Origin of the sequence: Eubacterium ramulus ATCC 29099, assembly GCF_000469345.1 — a bacterium.
Lineage (GTDB): Bacteria > Bacillota > Clostridia > Lachnospirales > Lachnospiraceae > Eubacterium_I > Eubacterium_I ramulus.
This window is the reverse complement of record NZ_KI271108.1, coordinates 129799-146950: the sequence shown is the minus strand read 5'-3', so window position 1 is coordinate 146950 and position 17152 is coordinate 129799. Positions and strand designations below refer to the sequence as shown.

The following is a 17152-nucleotide window of genomic DNA, read 5'->3' as shown; positions in this document are numbered from 1 at the left end:
GCGGTAACGAAAATCAACCTACCGTCTTGTCTCGGATTTCTGCTTCAGATTTGCTCCATTTACTTGACGGCACCGTATGCAACGCATGCCACAAGCTGATGACATAATATTCGTTATGTCGCATGCGCAAATTTATATAGAGTGAAGAATAACATACCTAATTGTAAATCTGCGCATGCAACACAATAGAGACTATGCTCTCAGCTTATATGCATGCGTGGCACGCAGTGCGTCGTGTGAATGGCTGATTATTTCACTGTGTAAATACAGAAAATGAAGCATCCTGTCAGGGAAAGCGATTAAGCAAACGACCGAGTTTCACGAGTTTTTGCGCGAGTGGAAACGACCTCTTTTTCAGGCGTGGGAACGAGCGCGATGAAAACGACGTGAAACGAGGGTAGTGAGCGTCTAGCGTCCTGACAGGATGCTTCGTTTTCGTATTAAAAATTAAATTTCAGCCAACAACAAGGCAAACAAGAATTTTATTTGCAGAGTTCTTCTGCCATAGCATCAAGTTCTTTCTCATTTTCTTCACTGAGAGAAGACATGATCTTCACAGAATGCTCAAGCCATGTAATATCTTTGCTCTTCTCGAACATACCGGTCATTACGCGGGCAGCTGTCGGAGCCCAGGAACCATTCTCGATGAGACCAAGCGTACGTTTCTGATAATTACGCTCGGTCAGATGCTCGATAAAAATCTTCATGAACGGGAATACATCTGCATTATAAGTTACACTTGCAAGAACCAGTTTTCCGTAACGGAATGCATCTTCTACTGCCTCTGCCATATCCTCACGGGCAAGATCACATACCACTACTTTCGGGCAGCCTTTTTCCTGCAATTTCTTAGCCAGAAGCTCTGCTGCTTTCTTTGTATTGCCATATACAGATGCATATGCGATCATAACACCTTCAGACTCCACACCATAAGAAGACCAGATATTGTACTTCTCGATATAATGTCCAAGATTCTCTGTAAGAACCGGTCCATGTAATGGGCAGATAATCTGAATATCCAGTGTTGCAGCTGCTTTCAGAAGATTCTGTACCTGTGCACCATATTTTCCGACAATTCCAATATAATAACGACGTGCTTCGCAATCCCAGTCTTCTTCCACATCCAATGCACCAAATTTTCCAAATCCATCTGCGGAAAACAGGACTTTATCTGAACTGTCGTATGTTACCATTACTTCCGGCCAGTGAACCATCGGAGCAAATACAAAGGTCAGCTCATGTTTTCCAAGATTTAATGTCTCACCATTTTTTACCTCTACGGTTTTTCCATCCAGCTCTAACCCATGGAAAAAGTTTTTCATCATGGTAAATGTCTTTGCATTGCCAACAATCTGGGCACTTGGATATTTTTCTGCAAACACCTGAATATTTGCTGCATGGTCCGGTTCCATATGCTGAACGATCAGATAATCCGGTGTTGCACCATCCAGCGCTTTCTCGATATTCGCCAGCCACTCTTCTGCAAACCTGCCATCTACGGTATCCATAACCGCGATTTTTTCATCACGGATCACATAAGAATTGTATGCCATGCCATTCGGAACAATATACTGCCCCTCAAACAGATCCACGTCATGATCATTTACGCCTACATAAATAATGTCCTCTGTAATTTTCATTGTAATACACTCCATATATCTTGTTCTTTTCGAACCGCTCACGTTCATCTCAGTTTTGTTATTCACCGCCTGTATAATATAAACAGGATTTCTCTCATATCTGGTGTACATGATTAGTTCTCACTACTACGGGTTGCTCCTCACATTATAGCCACAAATACTAATCATGGCAACCTCTTTTGTTCCATTCACGCTTCCTATTTTTCTATCCCAAAACGATATACGTTGCTTCAGGCATTCAACTCAAGTTCCGTAAAGAGTTGTCTGACCACCAGACGGTAATCACTCAGATGCTGCGCCTTCCGGATCTTTTTCTCATATTTCTCTGAATTTTCAAAGGACCATGCCAAATAAAACCAAAGTTCTTTCATTTTAAACAATACATTTCGTTCCCCGGACATTTCCTGGGAATAGTCTGCCAGCAACCGTTCATGAAACTCCCACAAACGCTCTTTGGTAAGTGCCTGGGTGCCCCGGATTTCACCAAACAGCGCCGGGTTTGCCAACACACCTCGTCCAAGCATGACTGCGGATAACTGCTTTCCTTTACCGGATTCCAGCACAGTATTCCGGTTGCTTTCCGGAAAAGATGTCTTAACTGCTTCCGTCCTATTTTCTGCATGAGTGACAGTGGTAGTGAAAATCTGTGCCAGCTTTTGTTTGTACAAATCTTCGGTAAAAATATCTCCGTTGTAAACCACCGGATTTTTAGATATTTCCAGTGCCTTGAGAAAATATTCCATGCGCGGTTTGTTTTTATAATAATCTGTCTGTACCCTTGGATGAATGATCAGCTCCGTCACCGGAAACTTATTGTATATCTCCAGCAGATGTTCGAATTCATCCTCATCTTCCATCCCAAGCCTTGTTTTCAGGGAAAGACGAATATTGATCCTACCATATACTTCTTCCAGGAACTGTTCCAGGGCATCCGGTTTTGCCAGAAAACCTGCCCCCCGGTACTTTGTCACCACCGTCCGGGACGGGCAGCCCAGATTCAGATTCACTTCCTGATATCCGAGCTGTTCCAGCTCCTGCACTGCCTTCAGAAACACTTCTGCATTATTCGCCATAATCTGTGGAACCAGATAGATTCCTTCATTATGTTCCGGTGCAATGTCCTTATACTCCTTCGGACTGATACTCCGGTTCTGGTTCGGTGCCAGAAACGGCGAAAAATATTTATCTGCTTTTTCAAAATAATCTGCCTGTGCATTTCGGTAAATATATCCGCCGATCCCCTCCAGCGGTGCAAAATATAAATTCATGCTATCGTTTTTCCTCTGTTGTCATATTTTTTATGATGATGCCAGGGGCAAAAGCCTGAAACCACGATGTGCTTGCACAGGAGTGGTTTTATGGCTTAATGACCCGCCCTGATATGAGCATAAAAGTGGAGCGTCAGCTTCACGATATGCGAATATTGGGTAGAATTGTGGGAGTACGAAGTACGGAACAATTCGTATGGCATCTTTTGACCCCGATATCTTATGATCGGAATGCTATATTCCATTTCAAGAATGCCGGAGGCTATATCAGATGGGAGTTGAATCCTGCCACTGATATAATCTTGTTGCTCACCACCTGCAGAGGTGGGAATCATCTCACATCTGATATACTTTTGTCTCATACGGTTCCAGTGTGATCATACCTTCACTGTATGATGTTGTATATAAATCAATCATACGTGTTTTCAATGTAATATCCTGTTTTTCACTGCTGTAATTCAGCACAAAAATGTATTTTGCATCATTTTTCTCACGAACAGCGATCTCACAGTCTGCCGGCAATTCGATCAATTCTTTCCACGGATCAATGATACCGGTATAAGTCAGAAATTCTGTTACGTTCTGACGGGTAAAGGTTCCGCCAAAATGCAGGGTATATCCCTGGTGTGTATTTGTGCGGATCAGTGCCGGACGGCCAGCATAATAGTTTGATGTGTATTTTGCAAGCACTTCCACATTCTCGCCGGCGGCGGCCAGAATATCATTAAAGATTCCGGTCTCGATTTCTTTACCATTCCAGTCCATAGATACCGGATCATCTGCCGGTCCCACAAATGTAAATTCTTTTACATCCGTATGGCTGACATTGGTCAGTAATCCCGGCATCGGTTCCATAACACAGTGACCATGTTTGTCTTTCTGTCCCGTCCGGGCACCGATGATGAGTTTTCCACCGGCCTTTACATACTCATTCAGCACTTTCGCACGTTTCTTGGTCAGGATCAGTGGATGCGGATAGATCAGAACCGGATATTTCTTCAGTTCTTCCACTTCCGTACTGTCTTTTAAATAAAATACATCCATCGGAGTGTGGCTGAGTTGAGCTGCCACAAAAATCTCTTTTTCGCTCTTTTTCATAAGGCGCTCATGCCATACATCCAGCTGCGCGTCCCACACATTATCATAATCTTTTACCAGTGCAAACGCAGCCTTATACTCTGCGCCGGTTACATTTTCAATGGCCTCTACCCGATGCCAGATACGGTTTACTTCTGCCAGCTTGCGGTTATAACGATTGTCGTAGTCCAGAATGCCATGCCAGTAAATTTCTGTTCCCACGGTAGCGGTACGCCAACGGAAAAAGCTGACATAATCAGCACCATGTGCGATGCTCTGCATTGTCCACAATGTCATCTGTCCCGGTTTTGGAGCCGGTGCTTCCATCCGTGTATTCCATCCGTTTGCGCCGGACTGCTGCTCCATAATGCCAAAATGCGGGCAGATGGAACGGACTTCCGTCAGATTTTTGCTCCATTTTCGATCATTGAGATCATCGGAATGTTTCGGGTCTTCGATCAGACAGTATGCAAAATTCGGATAGGAATCATATGTCAGCACATCCAGACACTCATCTTCCATCTTGTGATTGTCCACATTGCCAAAAATACCATTTGTTGTGATAAAATCCTCCGGCTTTTTATATTTGCGGATGATATCACTCTGCATCTTGCAGAAACGCAGTGTGCTATCGGAAATAAAACGATAGTAATCCAGTACCTGGTGCGGATTTGTGGAATCATGCACCGTTGTCCGTGGCACATAAATTTCTTTCCAGTTCGTGTAAGTCTGGTTCCATACAATAGTTCCCCAGGCCTCATTCAACGCATCCAGCGTTTTGTACTTTTTCTTCAGGAATTCGCGAAATGCAAGGGTATCACTCACAGAATAGAACTCATCCACTTCACAGTTTAACTCATTGTCAATCTGCCAGCCCACAATACATGGACGCTTTCCATAATGCTTTGCTACTTTTTTTACGATTCTTGCTGACAGTTCCTGATATATCGGAGAATTATAATTATAATGACGACGCATTCCATGATAAAATGGTGTACCATCCAGGCGGCAATTCAGCACTTCCGGATATTTCTCTGTCAGCCAGACCGGTGGTGTCGCAGTCGGCGTACCGAAGATGACTTTCATCTGTTCTTCTTCTGCCACATCCAGAAACTCATCAAAAAATTCGTACGTAAATTCCCCTTCGGCCGGCTCAATCTTATTCCATGCAAACTCCGCAATACGAACTGTAAAAATGCCATTTTCTTTCATCCGGCGAAGATCATCCCTCCAGAGGCTTTTGTCCCAGTGTTCCGGATAATAACAAGTACCCAATGAAAGTTTCTCCCATTTAAAATTCTGCTCCGCTCTCATAATAATAACGTCTCCTTTTTTATGCATTACAAATGTTTCCTGTACCCGCCTGTACCTTATTGTAACCATCACGGTCAGTTATTATCATAATAGCATTTCATTTTTTAGAATACAATAAAAAACCGGAACATCTGAATTTCTTCAAATGCTCCGGCGCCCCTGCCAAGAGTCGATGCGACAGGATTTGAACCTGCGACCTCTGCGTCCCGAACGCAGCGCTCTACCAAACTGAGCCACGCATCGATTTTTATTTTTCTTTCGTAGCACCGCCGCGCTACTTGACATATATTACAGGAAAAGGTGTTGTTTGTCAACACCTTTTTTCAACTTTTTTTATTTTCCTGTTTTCAACCGATTTTATCTTCCATAGTATGCATTGATTCCATGAAGTAAACCTTCTGCCTGTATGTTCAATGTTTCATCACTATGGTTGGAACATGCATTACCAAGTTCCATGTCAACGGATGGTATCGTACTATACGAAGTCTGTGTCAGATCAATGCTCATGCTTCCACCACCATTAATCTTGCAGCCCTGTGCACGCAGACCATCCACCAGAGATGCCCCCAGTGCATTATGCTGTGTCCAGTGGGACGCTACTGGTTCCATTCCTTTCACACCATCCGGTACTGAAATATAAAAGCTGCCTTTATCGTAATTCAGACCATCGCCATCCCAGTGTAATGAGATATGGCAATCTGCCACATTATTACAAATAACTGTTCTTGCCACATTATCCAACTGAACATCTGAGCCATCACGCACCATTAGTACATCATAACCTGCTGCCAGCAGTTTGTCTCTCAAAATCTGTGCCATGCGTAACGTCACACTACTCTCGGATGCACCATCCGCAAATGTCATTCCTCCGGAAACGGCAGTCGCTTTCGTGGCTCCTGCTGCTGTGCTGCCTCCGGTAGTTTTTGCAGAACCGTCCGGATGGCACAGTGTCTTTACACTGCTTCCCCCTGATGTCCCATGCCCCGCATTTACGCCAATCACGATGCCATTGCGGTTTTCGGATGCCTTACATTACTGCACATCCGGAATGGATTGCTGAATGATCTGCATATTGCCAGCTGCTATCCAGATATATTTCCTGACGATCTGCATAATTTACGGTTCCACGTTCAACAGTCTGTGACTGTTCCGACTGTTGATTACCTTCTGGCTGCGTAACGTTCTGTTCTGGTTGCGGTTCCTCAGTGCCATCCTGTATCTGTTCCACTGCCCCTGTTATTTCTTCGTCATCCTGCGGCAATTCAGGTTCCGCTTCTGATAATTCTTCCGGCTCCTGCGCAGACACACTGCTTTCCGCTGACACAACATGACTCCCCTCTATCTGATGTTTTGCTGCTTCCTGCGATTTTCCACATGCCGACATAGAAAATACCAGAATGCCTGCACATGCCAATAATATAACCCTTCTCACCATACAAACATTTCTCCTATTTTTCCTGACATCCCGGACACTGTCTTGACATATGTTCATCAATCAACTGTTTTAACGATACACTGTCTACATAATCAGAAATCACTTTGTACATTCCTTCCCAAAATCCTACTGTAGCACAATCATGATATCGTTCACATTCATTTTCCGGTGTTTCCAGGCAGGCAATTGGAGCAAAACTGCCCTCAATCGCACGCAGGATTTCCCCTGCGGTATACTTATCTGCTTTTCTGCTGAGGCGATATCCCCCCTGCGCACCACGCACACTGCGTACCAGTCCTGCACGATGCAGCGGCGTTACAATCTGTTCCAGATATTTAATAGAAATATTCTGTCTTGCAGAGATATCCTTCAGCGAAATATACTTATCTTCTCCACCATTCACACCCAGGTCAACCATAAGACGTAAAGCGTATCTTCCTTTTGTTGATACTTTCATATTATTCCCTCCTTGTAACATCTATGAACTATGAAAAACTCTTTTTGCAAGTTTCTCCGCAATTCCTATATATAATATAGTATTTTAATATAATTTCACATTTGTTGCAAGGCAGGATTGACGGAAAATATTCAGAACATTACCTGACCATTTTGCTTTTTAACACAAATTCCTCCGTGGCAAAGATCAGGCGATCTCCTTCCTGTAATGGCATCCGGGTATTCATTGGAATCAGATGACCATTCAGATAAGTTCCATTTGTAGAATTATGATCCTCCAGAAAAAGTGTATCATTTTCCTGTAAAATTCGTGCATGCACGCGACTTACCGTCTGTGCAAGCAAAATTCCATCTACCAGACTGCTGTTTTTTCCAATTATATATGGAAATCTATCTAATACCAGATTCTTTTCTATCCCATCCCCCATGTATACCAATTCCCAGATGCTATGAAAAGAAGATTCTGAAAAGCAGACAGTTTCTCCGGCATTAAAATCCGGCATAGATTCTGCTACCACAGCTGTTGCTTCTTCTTTTTCCGGACCATAATAATCCATATCCAATGTATGTTTCTTTCTCTTTCCCCTTCGTAAAAAAGAAGAACGCCACCCAGTTTCCTGTTTTTCCCTGCCCTCTTTTGTTTCCTTACTTTCTGCTTTCCTTTTATCTGTTCCAGCCTCTTTTCTTTTTGTATCAGTAATCTGTTCCGATGTCAGATACTCTCTGTTCCAGTTTATATCCCCCTTCTTCCAAGCATTTGGATGATTCTCTCTCTGATTATTCTGAGAATCCACGGATATCATAAATCTCTCGTTTTTATCTAAGTTTGCATTACAAACTGCATCTGTCTGATTGGCATTTCCATATAAAATTTCCAGATAATCTTCCAGAACCGGTTCAGCCAATGCACAGATTTCATATATTCCATATGTCATGCGCACAGCTTCCTGATCTGTATGATTCAACCGCTGCATCAGTTCTTCAAATAGTTTGCGGATCCCCGGATAATCTCCGCAATGATATCCCGGGATATAACAAAACTGAATCCGATTTCCGGTTCGGTTGCGAAAAATCATTCCCATGGTATACGGAATATCCTTGTCATCCAACAGATATTCCTCCAACTCCATCTTCACACTACAGATACTTTCCAGTAACAGTTTTATCATTTCCCGATCCGCATCAGCTACTGAAAGTTCCTGTTCCAATGTTTTCATACCAGTCACATCAAACCAATATTCCACTTTGCCATCTGCCACAAGTACCTGCATGGGAACCAGATTTTTCAGATCATTCTGCAATACCATTTCCAATTCATAAGATTCAAATTCAAAATCTGCATCCTTTACAATCATATAACTGTTTTTCGCTGTCCGCAGATACTCAGTTTTCATACACATTATCCTCCTGCAATCCCGCTTTCTCTTTTATTTCTTCCGTTACCCGTTGTGCTAAAACTATCTTCCAAAACATCTTTGATGTATCTGGTTCTTCCACAGATATGATTCCCTGTGCTGCCTGATCTGTCTGCTGATAATACGTAATCGTCTTCTGTAACAAAAACATCAGCAGAAAAATCAGTATCGGATATAAAAGAGCCGCCTCTACTGTAATAGAAGCCCGATATATCCGAAAAGGTTCACGCTTCCGGCTTTGCGCTTTTTCCATTCTATTTCTTTCCTTTTTCATTCCCAGTTGTCTCATATCTTTCTATTTATTCCAGTCGAATGCATGTGATACTTGTTGCGCCTTTTCATTCATTTCAGGTACAACAGCACGACTTCTGCTGCCAACACAAAAGGAGCCAGCGCAACATGATCTGTTTTCTGATACTTTTTCAGCAATACTCCGAGCAGGCAATAAATGCCACTCAAAAACATTGCAATGCACAATATCGCCAGATTTTGTCTGCCCCCCAAAAACAGCCCTGTCACCACAAACATCCATCCGTCTCCTTCCCCAAGCCAATCCGGACTACATCTGGAAACTAAGATTACCATGCCACCCAACCCTGCTCCTGCCATCATACTCTGCACAGACATCGTATCTGCTGCCAGCGTATAGACCAGTCCTGCACACCCAAATATCCCTATTTTATGTACCGTCAATGCCTTATATCTATAATCTTCCCGGCTGCACAGATATAGAAATATCAGGCATAAAATTTCACTCACATCGTATTTTGTCATTTTATGTTCCTTTTTTACGCAGGGATTTACACTCCTGTTCACATCATTTTGGGCAAACAGATTTCTACCATACGCCTGCTCTACTTCTCTATTCTCTGACACTCACATCATTATTTTGCATAAGTTGTACACTTATTGCACGGATGACGGGAACCAGTTTCTGACCTGAAAATTTTTGACACACTCCTCTTTAACCTGTAACATCCCGGATTTTCATGATAAAATGTCCCATAATCAGTCACATAAACGTTACTGTTTTTATGTTTCACACAGCTGCACGGATAGTAAATACCACCGTCTTTATTACGCAATGATTTCACCCCTGCCTCCGATACACTTTTGACAGACAGATCCAGATAAGGGCAGCTCAAACTGACATGATATGCGGTTCCATATGGTGTAACAAAGACATACTCACTATCTCCTGTTCCACTGCCATGCTCTTTTCTCCCTGTCCATTTTTTACATACCACCTGGTGTTTCACCGGCAGATGCCCCCATTGCCCAAAAGAAACCGGCATACAGATCTGATAAGAAACACATGCAATTATTTCGTCTCCGGAGAAATTACTGTCCCGAAAAGATATTTCTGATATCATTCCGGAATTTTCTTCCTCTTTCCATCCCATTCCGCGTAATTCTTTCTGCACCAGATAACGCAGGCGTATATGTGAAACGATGTTTGTATCCGCCGGCACATCATCTGATATGTTTTCTTTATGCTCAATTTCAGTTACTTCTGCAGCCATGATTCTTGCAGCATTATGCAACGCCGCTGACATATAAAGTTCTCCCCTGAGTACTGAAAATAAGCTGCATAATACGATAGCTGCCAGAATAATCCACGGAGCCACAAAGGCTGCTTCCACTGTCAGACTTCCCGGGAGACGGGCATATTGCAATGCTTTTGCGCAGTTTACTGATTCAGACTTATCGCTGGAATTTGCTGGAGACTCATGCCGCGATTTTAGATAGATGCCAGAGAGAGATTTGTAATTTTTTTTATTCTGTTTTTTTGGCAAAAGCACTGCAATATACCCTCCTCCCATACAACTTTTACAATCCAAACAGGATCTGGGCCTGATTGCTGAAATAATAAGATGTCAGTCTTCCATTCCCGATCTGTACAAAACTCCAAAACAGAGGTACTGCCTCATACTCATAAGAACAGGTCATCCGGCTCACCATATTGTCCATTCGGACGTCAAGATTTTTTTCAATCAGGTTCATAGCCCGCATGGTTATTTTTTCTTCTGAAACCGTCCAGAGCAGAATCTGCAGATAACTTTCATATCCAAGCCCTTCTCTGGAAGTTTCATCAGCAGAAGCATTCAGACAATCACCAACATGCTCCAGGCTGGTGCGCCACTGCGCTTCTGTCTTTATCAGGGAAACATGTCCCCCATCCAGCAAAATACGCACATCACTGACAGATTCTGCATATGCCCATGCCGCAAGAATGGCATGTTTCACCGGTTCTGCCAGTTCTGGATTTCCCACTGCAGATGTAACCCCAAGTGCCAGTGTCAATGCTTCCTGACTTTTCTGTACATCTGTTTCCAGATATGCCAGATTTATTCCTTCCCGTATCAAAAGCAATCGCCGAACCACCACTTTCAGATTCGCCACATCCGACGTTTTTCCCCCGATCAGATATTCCATCTCATAATTCAGTTTTTTCTCATTCCCATTTCGTGTCACATTGAAAAAATGTCCCTGACAGTACAAATGAAATAACATCCGTTCCACAGAACCGGAAGATGCCTGTTCTGTCCAGTTTCCACTTTGCAGCTGCCTGCTGTCCACGGCCTCTGACCAGTCTGTCTCTTTTTCAGAAATCTTATTTCCATCCATCACAAGATCCAGTATCCCTTTCTTTTGTACCTTTTTCATCCAGATCAGTGGATCCTCCTGTAAACCCGACAGCTCTGGTTGGGACGGAAGCTCTGCCTCCGGCGGATTCTGCTCTCCCGGTAAAGTTCCACTGGCTTCCGATTTACTGCCATATTGTTCCAGGACATCTTCCACTTCCTGTTCCTGCCTGATTCCGCTTTGTTCCAACTGTTCTGTTTCTGCATTTGTAACCACCTTCCATATCAGATCTATACTGTCTCCGGCAATCGTCTTTTTTACCCAATCCGCCGCCTGATTTCGAAATGCCAGACCACCGCTATCCGTAGCCAGCTGATACTGTTCTACCGTAATGGCGCGACTATGCACCGGAAGGAAGAAGAAATTATTATGCGATACATTCACCGCCTGATTTTTCTCAACCATATCTTTTTGCAGTTGATATAAATCTGCAAATCTATCCACATCTGTTCCGCTCTGCTGCCAGAACAGCAAGTGATAATCCTTCCATAATTCCGGCTGATAAGATGCCCTGACCGCATCAGCAGCCTGACCTGTGCACAAATGGGCCTCTGCTTTCAGACAGCTTACCCGCGCAGCTTCCAGAAAAGCAAACAGCACAGATGCAAGAAGTACCAGCAATAATACAAAAAATACGGTAACACTTCCGTTCTTCCTCATTTATAACGTTCCCGCTTTATCATTAATGTTGCTGAATGCCTTATTAACCAGACTGGTCAACTGCTTCTTAAATATGAGGATAAGCCCCACGATCACGACCAGCACAAGGATGATTTCCACTACACCAACACCGGATTCTTCTTCACAAAATCGTTTCATTTCCTGCAACCATTCTTTTTTCATCTTGCATCTCCTCTCGTATAATAAACCCTTTCTTTCATTTCCATTTTCTTTCCGTCTTATATCAGTTTAAGAATGTTATCAACATTCTTCTGTTCATCAGAACTTATTTATTGCCGGATACAGCAGTATTATCAAAATCAGTACGAAAAGCAGCAACATTGGAAACAGTAGCTTCATCCCTGCTTCTTCACCCAGTTTTTTTGCCTGAAATTTTCTGTTTTCCCAGGCCTCCTGTGATTCCGCCGAAAGCAGATCACACAGATTTCTTGTTCCCTTTTCCAGATTTCTTGCCAGCAGAGAAGAAAGCCTGCGGTATTCTGTCATCCCGATCCGCTGTCCAAACCGCTCATATGCCTCTTTCTCACCACACCCTTTCTGCATCTCCTGATAAGTAATCTGCATCTCCGCCTGAAACAAATGAGTCTGACTTCCACGTACTTTCTGCATTCTCTCTTCCATCCACAAAATACGTTCCCATGCCCGGCGGATTGTCATTCCTGATCCAATCAGCAAAGCCAGCTGTTCCACCAGCTGAGGATATTCCCTTTGCAGCTTTCTCTGACGCAGCTTTTCTGCCTGCCGCTTCCTCTCTTTCTTTCTCCACTCCAATACAAAGACAACGCATGTTCCTACCAACAACACCGCCATCCACTCCTTTGACTTCGGTTTCATCCAGGAAATCGTACTGCCCGCAATCTGTTCCGGCAGCTGGACCTCAGGCGCTTTCCGACTGCTCTGTTCGGCCTTTTCTATCGCCCGGGCAACCTGTACCTGAAACCATGCCCGGCTTCCTTTGGGCGGCAGAATCACCTGCAGAGAGCGGATTTCTGTCTGTATATACTTCTGGCAGGTAAATGTCGCCTGCAATTCCACCAGAATCCCTTCATCCGGAACCGATTCCAGTGAAACGCTTCCATCCTCATGTAAAATATCATACTCGCTGCTCTCATAAGAAACCGTTACCATTCCATCCATCATTGTATCCGGTAGTTTCAGTGCTTCGTATATCGCTTTCTCTGAATCATTCTCTCCCAAATACTCCTGTTCCCAGAGTGATACTGCCTGTCTCACATATTCCTCCGTTTCCTGTTCGGAATATTCCTGCGGATGTATTTCCAATTCCAGTTCCTGCGTCACACCATCCCCGGTCTGACAGATAATCTGTTCCTGTCTGACACTTCCCCCAGGTTTTTCCCGGGTAAGAATTTCCGTATGGCTGTCTGCCGACTGTCGCAGCCACATCAGTACAGCAAGCAGTACAAATACAACTGCCGTCAAAATACTTTTTCTATGCTCCTTTAATATCCGATCCAAAATGCCCCCTTTTCTTCAGACTGGAATATCTACAATCTTCTCTGCCCAAAACAAAGCTCCCAGATATCCTGCCAGACATCCGCTCATCACCAGAACCCCAGCCGGATTTCCATACAACGCACCCGTATATTCCGGCGAGCTCACCGTCAGGAACCACAGCATCAGCGGTAACAGGAGCATCATCATTTTCTGTTCCGCACGCTTTGCAGCCACATTTGCTGTAATTTCCCGCAAAACCTCATGCTTCTCCTGCATGCGACACACGGTTCTGTGAATAATTTCTGTCATATTTCCTCCGCTTCGCTTTGCATACAATAAAATTTCTGCAAAATGATAAATTTCTTCGTTGTCACATCGCTCTGCCAATTCGTATAACAGCTGCTCCATCGGTTCATGCATGAAAAGTTTCTGATTCAGCTGTCGTAATTCCCTGCTGAAAATACCCTGTATCCCATACATCTGCTCCGTTTCCTGCTGGGCATATTTCCAGGCAGATTCCAGAGAATAACCGGCCATCAATGCACCGGAAACAGATTCCATTGCCGTCAGAAACTCCTTTTGTATCTGTACTTCTCTTCTGGCAGCCTCCCTTTTTTGGCGAAACTTCAGGCACAATGGTGCAAAAACAAAAAATGTGCACATGCCCCATACCGAACGATAAAAAAGAAATGCCGTGATCATACTGATCCCAGCCGCTGCTGCCAGCGTCTGCACATATGCTTCTGAAACATATCTCCTACTTCTTTCTTTCGTCCCCCGTTTCCATTGTTTCATCCTGTACCGCCTGTCCGTCTTTTGTTTCAATACTTTCACTGACAAGTCCTTTTTCTTCCAGTTTTTTCCGGAACTGAAGGTCGCCTTCTTTCTTCCAGATACCATGTACACCCGCTCCTTTTCCTCCCGTTTCCGAAAACACAAACAACGGTTTCATCGCAATTTCCTCCTGATCCATTCCCAGAATTTCACTGATCTGAAGCACCTTCCTGGTTCCATCCCGCACCCTTCCAAGGTGCACCAGAATATCAATTGCAGAAGCAATCTGCCGTCGGATAGCAGCTATCGGAAGCTGCATGCTTCCCATCAACGCCATCGTTTCCAGGCGCAGCAGCATATCCCTGCTGCTATTTGCATGACCGGTGCTCAGACTTCCATCATGGCCGGTATTCATAGCCTGCAGCATATCCAGTGCCTCTGCTCCGCGGACTTCTCCCACAATAATGCGGTCCGGCCGCATACGCAGAGCCGTGCGGATCAGATCCCGGATACTAATTTCCTGTGCACCCTGTCCATTTGCCGGACGCGTCTCAAGCCGCACCAGATTTTTTATATTGTTCAACTGAAGTTCTGCAGAATCTTCTATGGTAATGACACGCTCCCCCTCTGGTATATATTCCGAAAGTGCATTGAGAAATGTCGTCTTTCCGGAACCTGTCCCTCCTGAAATAAAAATATTGTATCCCGCCTTTACCAGCAGTTTCAGCAGCTCCGCCGCTTCCTCTGATATAGCTTCTGACTGCACCAGATACGCAAGATTCATTGGTATTCCACAAAATTTTCGGATTGAAATACAGGAACCATCCAACGATACCGGTTGCAAAACAATATTGACACGGGAGCCATCCGGAAGTCTCGTATCCACAATTGGCTGTGCCTCATTGACAATGCGGTCTGCAGCACCCACCATCTGCTGTATCATATCCCGCAGCCGTTCTTCCGAAAGCTGCCCTTTTTCCCATGGATAAAGCACACCTTGTTTTTCATAAAAAATATGTGCTGCACCATTAACCATAATCTCAGTAACCTCCGGATCATCCAGCAGTTCCTGTAAGATATCCAGCTTCCGAAAAGAATTGAAAATCTGTTCTTCACAAGTTTCGCGCGCATGCAAGGACAGTAAGTGTACTTTGCCAAACTGCCGCACTTCCTCCGCGATCATCCGTTTCAGCTCTTTGTCCGATATTTCTCCGGACAGATCCATATTTTGAAAAACCCGATTTCGAATCTCCTGCCAGACTGCTTCCTTTTCCTGCATAATTTCCCCCTTTCTTCTGTAATATCACTCCCAGACAATGTACTCCCTCGCTTCAAGTGTATAGAGCACTAAGCGGTGGGTAAGGGGAATGTTTATGTTCCCTTTACTTCAATCCCCGGCTGAAATAAGTTCTGCTGCCAGCCGCCCAGGTTCCGTCTCACGCCATTCATATAACAACGTGACCCCAGTATGTTCACACTTCATCTCAGGAAGAACGATCCGCTTCATAACATCTTCTCTGCCTGGTGCGCATCTGCTGACAAACCGCTTCTTTTCCCGGCCTGCACACTGCTCCATCAGATGCATCCCGCACAAATGAATCCTCGATTCTGCCTGTAAAAAGATCTGTTCACAACCACACACCAGCGTTCCCAGAGTAAACACAACCAACTCATACTGATCTGCCTGTGCAATACTTACAAGTAAGCGGTTCATATCCGCTTCTGTCAGTTCTCTCAAAATCTGCGGATTATCTGCCGGAATCAGATATTCCAGTTCATCGATCCGCCCGGTATAGCATGCCAGGGAAGCTGCGGACTGCCTGCGCAGAGCAAGCAGAAAGTCACTGAAATCTTCCGGCTGTTCCACCAGTTCAAACAATTCCGTCATTCCACTGCATTCTGTAAAATTGACATACAACACTTTCTTTGTCTCTGATAGCATCCAGGCGTAAAACAACGAAAATGCCATAAGTACTCCACTCTGCCCCTCTCCGGTAAATACCATCCACCGCTGTCTACCGCCTTCCTGCTCCACTTTTTGTCTTCCTCCGACATTCATCGGACATTTTGAAACAATCTCACGATACAGACAGTCCCTGGGCTGATATTGATACACAACAGCCTTCTCCGTACCCTTCTCCGTACATTTCTGTGCTGTCACCGTCAAGGTATGATTTACCAGATGCTGTTCTGTCAGATAAGTAATAAATGCCTCTGAACCAATTCCCGTATCCCAGCATTTACTACCCTCCATGGGCCCTCCCACTGATTGTTTTTTCATTTCCCAAACTTCCGGTTGCTCTGGTATTTCCCAGTGTTCCAACAGTTCCACCCGGGCACTTTTCCCCAGTCGTTCATTGAGATACAACACCAGCTTTTGCATATAAGATTTTTCCAGACCACCAATTACAATGGTATAAATTTGCACAGATTCACCCCCAGAACTGCTGCATATCCCAAAAGGATAAATGCAGAAAAATGAATTTGATGTCCGGGCACTTTTCTTCCGTCATAAGAAACAATTTTTCCAAGTGCTGCAATTCGTCGAAAATATTGAATACAGCTTCGCATACTTGTCCGAAACTGCTTTCGATTCAGCAATCTGCCGAATGAGAATCCTGCTGCAAGCAGGAAAGAAATACAGATACAATAGATAATATCCCGACTGCCATTTAAGCAGCCAACTACACATAATAATTTAATATCACCGGCTCCCAAGCCCCGCATTCGAAACGGGATCCAACAGATAAGTACCGGCAATAACAGTCCTCCCAGTAATTCCGGAAAACCTGCCTCTTTCATTCCGGGAATCCAAAGCACCACGCCCAGTAGTATTCCCATCATCAACCATCGATTTCTGATCTTTCCCCGGGCAAAATCCATTTCCACTGCCCGAAGCAGCCAGACCGATGTCACACTAATCTGAATAAGTCTCACATACGTTCCGCCTCCTTTGTGAGACCGATTATAGGATGTTTTTTCCCTACTGTC

Annotated in this window: 17 protein-coding genes and 1 tRNA gene; all 18 read right to left on the bottom strand. The window is 44.3% G+C overall.

The features are described from left to right. Positions 1 to 482: 482 nt before the first annotated feature. The 18 genes from HMPREF0373_RS05365 to HMPREF0373_RS15990 all read right to left on the bottom strand — a co-directional run bounded on the left by HMPREF0373_RS05365 (position 483) and on the right by HMPREF0373_RS15990 (position 17098). Positions 483 to 1640 (bottom strand): FprA family A-type flavoprotein, encoded by a 1158-nt coding sequence (locus HMPREF0373_RS05365; protein WP_044963101.1) that lies wholly within the window; start codon positions 1638 to 1640, stop codon positions 483 to 485. Between the two features lie 230 nt (positions 1641 to 1870). Next, positions 1871 to 2908, bottom strand: coding sequence for a tRNA dihydrouridine synthase (locus HMPREF0373_RS05360; RefSeq protein WP_021738615.1), 1038 nt, complete (start codon positions 2906 to 2908; stop codon positions 1871 to 1873). A 336-nt stretch (positions 2909 to 3244) separates the two neighbouring features. After that, positions 3245 to 5326, bottom strand: a complete 2082-nt coding sequence (locus HMPREF0373_RS05355) for a beta-galactosidase (RefSeq protein ID WP_242831188.1) — start codon at positions 5324 to 5326, stop codon at positions 3245 to 3247. 142 nt (positions 5327 to 5468) lie between these two features. Then, a tRNA-Pro gene (locus tag HMPREF0373_RS05350) sits at positions 5469 to 5542 on the bottom strand. 114 nt (positions 5543 to 5656) lie between these two features. Then, the gene (locus tag HMPREF0373_RS17590) at positions 5657 to 6301 is read right to left on the bottom strand and encodes an N-acetylmuramoyl-L-alanine amidase family protein (protein ID WP_021738613.1); all 645 of its coding nucleotides are present in this window, start codon (positions 6299 to 6301) and stop codon (positions 5657 to 5659) included. A gap of 25 nt (positions 6302 to 6326) precedes the next feature. After that, positions 6327 to 6734 (bottom strand): hypothetical protein, encoded by a 408-nt coding sequence (locus HMPREF0373_RS17585; RefSeq protein ID WP_021738612.1) that lies wholly within the window; start codon positions 6732 to 6734, stop codon positions 6327 to 6329. Between the two features lie 13 nt (positions 6735 to 6747). After that, positions 6748 to 7191: an RrF2 family transcriptional regulator gene (locus HMPREF0373_RS05340; RefSeq protein ID WP_022035059.1), complete on the bottom strand. Its 444-nt coding sequence runs from the start codon at positions 7189 to 7191 to the stop codon at positions 6748 to 6750. A gap of 139 nt (positions 7192 to 7330) precedes the next feature. Then, entirely contained in the window at positions 7331 to 8584 is a 1254-nt protein-coding gene (locus HMPREF0373_RS05335; protein WP_021738610.1) for a DUF6382 domain-containing protein, read from the bottom strand. Beyond that, positions 8574 to 8858 carry a hypothetical protein gene (locus tag HMPREF0373_RS05330; RefSeq protein WP_147597869.1) on the bottom strand — a complete coding sequence of 95 codons (285 nt, stop codon included), beginning with the start codon at positions 8856 to 8858 and terminating at the stop codon, positions 8574 to 8576. The genes HMPREF0373_RS05335 and HMPREF0373_RS05330 overlap by 11 nt, the downstream gene beginning before the upstream one ends. Positions 8859 to 8947: 89 nt before the next feature. Further along, a complete protein-coding gene (locus tag HMPREF0373_RS05325; protein ID WP_044963005.1) occupies positions 8948 to 9379 on the bottom strand; it encodes a prepilin peptidase in 432 nt (143 codons plus the stop codon). 110 nt (positions 9380 to 9489) lie between these two features. Continuing rightward, positions 9490 to 10407: a TadE/TadG family type IV pilus assembly protein gene (locus tag HMPREF0373_RS05320; RefSeq protein ID WP_044963002.1), complete on the bottom strand. Its 918-nt coding sequence runs from the start codon at positions 10405 to 10407 to the stop codon at positions 9490 to 9492. A 28-nt stretch (positions 10408 to 10435) separates the two neighbouring features. Further along, entirely contained in the window at positions 10436 to 11911 is a 1476-nt protein-coding gene (locus HMPREF0373_RS05315; RefSeq protein ID WP_021738606.1) for a DUF5702 domain-containing protein, read from the bottom strand. Beyond that, positions 11912 to 12094, bottom strand: coding sequence for a Flp1 family type IVb pilin (locus tag HMPREF0373_RS05310; protein ID WP_021738605.1), 183 nt, complete (start codon positions 12092 to 12094; stop codon positions 11912 to 11914). It abuts the gene before it with no gap. 96 nt (positions 12095 to 12190) lie between these two features. Then, entirely contained in the window at positions 12191 to 13408 is a 1218-nt protein-coding gene (locus HMPREF0373_RS05305) for a type II secretion system F family protein (protein WP_021738604.1), read from the bottom strand. A gap of 15 nt (positions 13409 to 13423) precedes the next feature. Next, positions 13424 to 14182 (bottom strand): type II secretion system F family protein, encoded by a 759-nt coding sequence (locus tag HMPREF0373_RS05300; protein WP_021738603.1) that lies wholly within the window; start codon positions 14180 to 14182, stop codon positions 13424 to 13426. After that, positions 14145 to 15440, bottom strand: coding sequence for a CpaF family protein (locus HMPREF0373_RS05295; protein WP_021738602.1), 1296 nt, complete (start codon positions 15438 to 15440; stop codon positions 14145 to 14147). Before HMPREF0373_RS05295 ends, HMPREF0373_RS05300 begins: the two co-directional genes overlap by 38 nt. A 108-nt stretch (positions 15441 to 15548) precedes the next feature. Then, positions 15549 to 16589, bottom strand: a complete 1041-nt coding sequence (locus HMPREF0373_RS05290; RefSeq protein WP_021738601.1) for a P-loop NTPase family protein — start codon at positions 16587 to 16589, stop codon at positions 15549 to 15551. Beyond that, the gene (locus tag HMPREF0373_RS15990; RefSeq protein WP_021738600.1) at positions 16568 to 17098 is read right to left on the bottom strand and encodes a prepilin peptidase; all 531 of its coding nucleotides are present in this window, start codon (positions 17096 to 17098) and stop codon (positions 16568 to 16570) included. Before HMPREF0373_RS15990 ends, HMPREF0373_RS05290 begins: the two co-directional genes overlap by 22 nt. Positions 17099 to 17152: the final 54 nt, after the last annotated feature.